Source organism: Pseudomonas sp. DrBHI1 (assembly GCF_002205115.1).
Taxonomy (GTDB): domain Bacteria; phylum Pseudomonadota; class Gammaproteobacteria; order Pseudomonadales; family Pseudomonadaceae; genus Aquipseudomonas; species Aquipseudomonas mosselii.
The window spans coordinates 1-4580 of the sequence record NZ_NIBE01000083.1; the positions used below are offsets into that span (position 1 = coordinate 1).

The window sequence follows — 4580 nt, forward strand, 5'->3', positions numbered from 1 at the left end:
TGCAGGGCGCGCTGGGGGCCACCAGCGCTGAAATGGCCTGGTTGCCGGCCGCCTTCGTGATGACCAACGTGTCGATGAACCTGCTGCTGGTAAAGTTCCGCCAGGAGTTCGGCCTGCGCGCGTTCACCGAGGTGTTCCTGATGCTTTATGCCCTGGTCACCCTCGCCCACCTGTTCGTCAACGACCTCAACTCGGCCATCGCCGTGCGCGCCGCCCATGGCATGGTCGGCGCAGCGCTGAATTCGCTGGGCCTGTACTACATGATCCAGGCCTTCCCCGCGCAGTGGCGGCTCAAGGCGATGGTCCTGGGTTTGGGCGCCTCGCAGCTGGCGGTGCCACTGGCCCGGGTATTCTCCGAAGACCTGCTGCAGATCGCCGAGTGGCGCGGACTGTACCTGTTCGAGCTGGGCCTGGCCCTGACCGCGCTGGGCTGCGTGCTGCTGCTCAAACTGCCCCCCGGTGATCGCTTCAAGACCTTCGAACCCCTGGATTTCCTCACCTTCACCCTGATGGCCAGCGGCACCGCCCTGCTCTGCGCGGCGCTGTCGCTGGGACGCATCGACTGGTGGCTGGACGCGCCGTGGATCGGCGTCGCCCTGGCCGCCGCCATCGCCCTGATCCTCTCCGGCCTGGCCATCGAGCACAACCGCAGCAACCCGTTGCTGATGACCCGCTGGCTGGGCAGCGGCGCGATCATCCGCCTGGCCCTGTGCGTGGTCCTGATCCGCATGGTGATCTCCGAGCAGTCCACCGGCGCCGTGGGGTTTCTCCAGGCGCTGAACATGGGCAACGAGCAGATGCGCGCGCTGTACGCGGTGATGCTGTTGGGCGCGGTCACCGGGCTGGCCACCAGCGCCCTGACCATCACCCCCCAGCACCTGGTGCTACCGCTGTTCATCTCCCTGGCCGCCATGGCCACCGGCGCCTTCATGGACAGCACCTCGAGCAACCTGACCCGTCCGGCGCAGATGTACCTCAGCCAGTTCCTGCTGGCCTTCGGCAGCACCTTCTTCGTCGGCCCGTCGATGGCGCTGGGCATCGGCCATGTGCGCGCCAACCCGCGCAACCTGGTGAGCTTCTCGGTGCTGTTCGGTATCTGCAACAACCTCGGCGGACTGATTGGCTCGGCGTTGCTGGGCACCTTCCAGACCGTGCGCGAGAAGTTTCATTCCAGCCAGTTGATTGACCGCCTGAGCGCCCTGGAACCCCTGGTCAGCGCCCGCGTGCAGGGCGGTGGCGCCGGTTACGCCGGGGTATTGGCCGACCCGGCGCTGCGCAACGAGGCCGGCATGCGCCTGCTGGCCAACGCCTCGACCCGGGAGGCCAACGTGCTGGCCTACAACGATGTGTTCATGCTGATCGGTACCATCGCTATCCTGACCATGATCTGGATCTTCATTCGCAGCCTGTACCTGCGCTACAGCCACTCCACCAGCGGTGCTTCAAGCCGATGACCCAAGAGACGCCAACGACCACCACCACCGCCCTCGCCGAAACCCCGGAAGGCACGCCGCCGCCCAGCGAACCGACCAGCCCGGCGCGCACCCGGCGGGTGCGCCTGCTGTCGTCGCTGAGCTTCGCCGCCGTGGCCCTGGCCGGTATCCTGCTGGTGCTCTACGCCTGGCGCCTGCCACCGTTCAGCAGTGCCATCGAGAGCACCGAGAACGCCCTGGTGCGCGGCCAGGTGACGATCATCGGGCCACAGCTGGGCGGCTATATCGTCGAGGTGCCGGTGCACGACTTCCAGTTCGTCAAGCAGGGCGACCTTCTGGTACGCCTGGACGACCGCATCTACACCCAGCGCCTGGCCCAGTCCATCGCCCAGCTCAAACAGCAGGAAGCGGCGCTGGCCAACAACCTGCAGCAACGCAACAGCGCCGAGGCCGGCATCGCCCAGCGCCAGGCCGCGATCAGCGACGCGGCAGCCCAGGCCGAAAAGGCCAAGGCCGACCTGCAGCGCAACCAGGCGCTGGTCAGCGATGGCTCGGTGTCACGCCGCGAACTGGACCTGAGCCGCGCCAGCCATGCCGCCGCCGTCGCCAGCCTGGCCCAGGCCAGGGCCGCGCTGGAAATCGCCCGCCAGGATCGCGAGACGGTGATCGTCAACCGCGCTGCGCTGCAGGCTTCGGTGGAGAATGCCAAGGCCGCCGTGGAGCTGGCCCGCATCGACCTGGACAACACTCGGGTCAAGGCGCCGCGCGACGGCCAGTTGGGGCAGATCGGCACCCGCCTGGGCGCCTACGTCAACCCCGGCGCGCAGTTGATGGCGCTGGTGCCGGACACCTTGTGGGTGATCGCCAACCTGAAGGAAACGCAGATGGCCAACGTACGCATCGGCCAGCCCGCCTCCTTCACCGTCGATGCGCTCAACCACCTGAAGCTGCGCGGCCATGTGCAGCAGATCTCGCCGGCCACCGGTTCCGAATTCGCCCTGCTGCAGGCCGACAACGCCACCGGCAACTTCGTCAAGATCGCCCAGCGCATCCCGGTGCGGATCACCGTCGATGACGATCAGCCCGAGGCCAGGCAACTGCGGCCGGGGATGTCGGTGGTGGTGAGCATCGATACCCGCCAGGCGCAGTGATCGGCGGCATCAGAACCGCTCCGCCACCATCTTGAACGGATAAGGCCGCGCCTTGTACTTGCCGATCTTGCCGCGCTTGGGCAGCGACACCTTGTGCTCTTGGCTGAGGTCCTTGTAAGGGATCTGCTGCAACAGGTGGCTGATGATGTTCAGCCGCGCCTTGCGCTTGTCCTCCGAGCGCGCCAGGTACCACGGTGCCCAGGATGAGTCGGAGGCGGCGAACATGTCATCGCGGGCACGGGTGTAGTCGTCCCAGCGGGTGTAGGACTTGACGTCCATCGGCGACAGCTTCCACAGTTTGCGACCGTCGCTGATGCGGTCCTGCAGGCGGCGGGTCTGTTCCTCGGCGCTGACTTCGAGCCAGTACTTGATGAGGATGATCCCCGACTCGACCATCATCCGCTCGAACATCGGCACCACGGTGAGGAACTTGTGGGCCTGCTCGTCGCTGCAAAAGCCCATCACCCGTTCCACCCCAGCGCGGTTGTACCAGCTGCGGTCGAAGATCACCACCTCGCCCGCCGCCGGCAGGTGGGTCAGGTAGCGCTGCGCGTACATCTGGGTCTTCTCGCGCTCGGTGGGCGCCGGCAGCGCCACCACGCGGAACACTCGCGGGCTCACGCGTTCGGTGATGGCCTTGATGGTGCCGCCCTTGCCGGCGCCATCACGGCCCTCGAAGACGATGCACACCTTCAGGCCCTTCTCCACCACCCACTGCTGGAGCTTGACCAGCTCGACGTGCAGCCGCCGTAGCTGCGCCTCGTAGGTCTTGCGTCCGAGTTTCTCCGTGGCGTCACCCTTGCGTTTCTTCCCCTCGCCCTTGGCCATCGGCGGCTCCTCTGTGCTCGTTGCAGGTCTGTCCGTTGACGGCTGCCCGAAGGTGCCGGAGCGGACCCGAGGAGTATGGATGAGCATCGGCATTTTGCCGGAACTGGCGCAACGCGAGCGTTGCCAAACAGCGCACAGCGCCGAGGATATGTCGTCTTGCCATGATTGCGGGGGCTCTGGCCCGCGGGTTCTAATCCTGTACCAGCCGGCCTGGCCGGCGCGCAACCCTGCAACTGGCAACTCAAGGAAGCCTTACAATGGACAGGAAGATCATACCGCTGGCACTGCTGGCGACCCTGGTCGGCTGCTCGGACGGCCAACAGCCCGACGAAGCCGAGCTGCGCCAGGCCGCCCAGGCCTACCTCGACACCCGGTACCCGCACTGTTTCGTGATCAGTGCCTTCCCCACCCGCACCCGTGACTTCGATGTGGAGGGCACCAACAAGGCCTTGCACGCCCTGGCCCGGGTCGGGGTGGTCAGCGAGCGGGAAGTCGCCCGTACGGAGGTGCCGGAGCGCCTGTGGCAACCAGCGCGCACTGACATCTACTACGCCTATGACCTGACCGACGAGGGCCGGCGTTACTACAAGGCCGACGCCCGGCCCAGGGCGAACGGCGCCAGCACCGGCGGGCTGTGCTTCGGCAAGGCCCGAGTCACCGCCGTCAAGGGTTTCAGCGCACCTGTCGAGCACAATGGCCGACGGCAGTCCCAGGTGACCTACAGCTACCAGGTCACCGAGCTGCCGGTATGGGCCAGTGACGCGGCGGTCCAGGCCAACATCGCCGGGCTTGGGCTGGCGGCGAGCAGCTCGGCCAAACCGCTGGAGGAAACCCGATCCATGGTGCTCACGGCTCAGGGGTGGGTGCACGAGCAGTTGCTGGCCAACTGAACGGGGTGTGTTAATCCTGGGAAAATCCGTGGCCTCCATTCTTGCCTCGATCCGGCTGCCAGGGTGGCCGGTTTCAAGGTCAATCAATGGAGGTTTTCCGGTGAACAAATCCTTAGCATCTGTGCTCGCACTTTTAGTAATGATCTCGGCGGGTTCGGCTTTTGCGGAAGGTGGTGCTGATCGCCTCAAGGAACGTAGCGATCAGTGGGCGCTGCAGCGGCAGCAGGCTGAGCAGGTTGCCCAGGGGGGCGTGCCCTTGTCGGATCAGTCGCGGGGTG

Annotated in this window: 4 protein-coding genes; 3 read left to right on the forward strand and 1 reads right to left on the reverse strand. The window is 66.3% G+C overall.

Going from position 1 to position 4580, the window contains the following annotated elements; translation table 11 throughout:
* Together CC207_RS17735 and CC207_RS17740 are read left to right on the forward strand one after the other, a co-directional pair.
* Positions 1-1454, forward strand: a 1454-nt coding sequence (locus tag CC207_RS17735; protein ID WP_088852496.1) for an MFS transporter, incomplete at its 5' end; no start/stop codon positions are given.
* On the forward strand, positions 1451-2584 hold the full coding sequence (locus CC207_RS17740; RefSeq protein ID WP_088852497.1) for an HlyD family secretion protein: 1134 nt from the start codon (positions 1451-1453) through the stop codon (positions 2582-2584). The genes CC207_RS17735 and CC207_RS17740, both read left to right, overlap by 4 nt.
* A 9-nt stretch (positions 2585-2593) precedes the next feature.
* Here CC207_RS17740 and ppk2 read toward each other — a convergent pair whose 3' ends face one another.
* Complete coding sequence (gene ppk2 / locus CC207_RS17745; RefSeq protein WP_062362170.1) at positions 2594-3412, reverse strand: polyphosphate kinase 2; 819 nt, start codon at positions 3410-3412, stop codon at positions 2594-2596.
* A 257-nt stretch (positions 3413-3669) separates the two neighbouring features.
* Between ppk2 and CC207_RS17750 the strand changes: the two genes are divergently transcribed.
* Positions 3670-4302: a hypothetical protein gene (locus CC207_RS17750; protein WP_088852498.1), complete on the forward strand. Its 633-nt coding sequence runs from the start codon at positions 3670-3672 to the stop codon at positions 4300-4302.
* The last annotated feature ends 278 nt before the right edge of the window (positions 4303-4580 follow it).

Coding starts and splice junctions, on each gene's coding strand:
- CC207_RS17740 (WP_088852497.1), top strand. CDS start 1,451: ATGACCCAAGAGACGCCAACGACCACCACCACCGCCCTCGCCGAAACC.
- ppk2 (WP_062362170.1), bottom strand. CDS start 3,412: ATGGCCAAGGGCGAGGGGAAGAAACGCAAGGGTGACGCCACGGAGAAA.
- CC207_RS17750 (WP_088852498.1), top strand. CDS start 3,670: ATGGACAGGAAGATCATACCGCTGGCACTGCTGGCGACCCTGGTCGGC.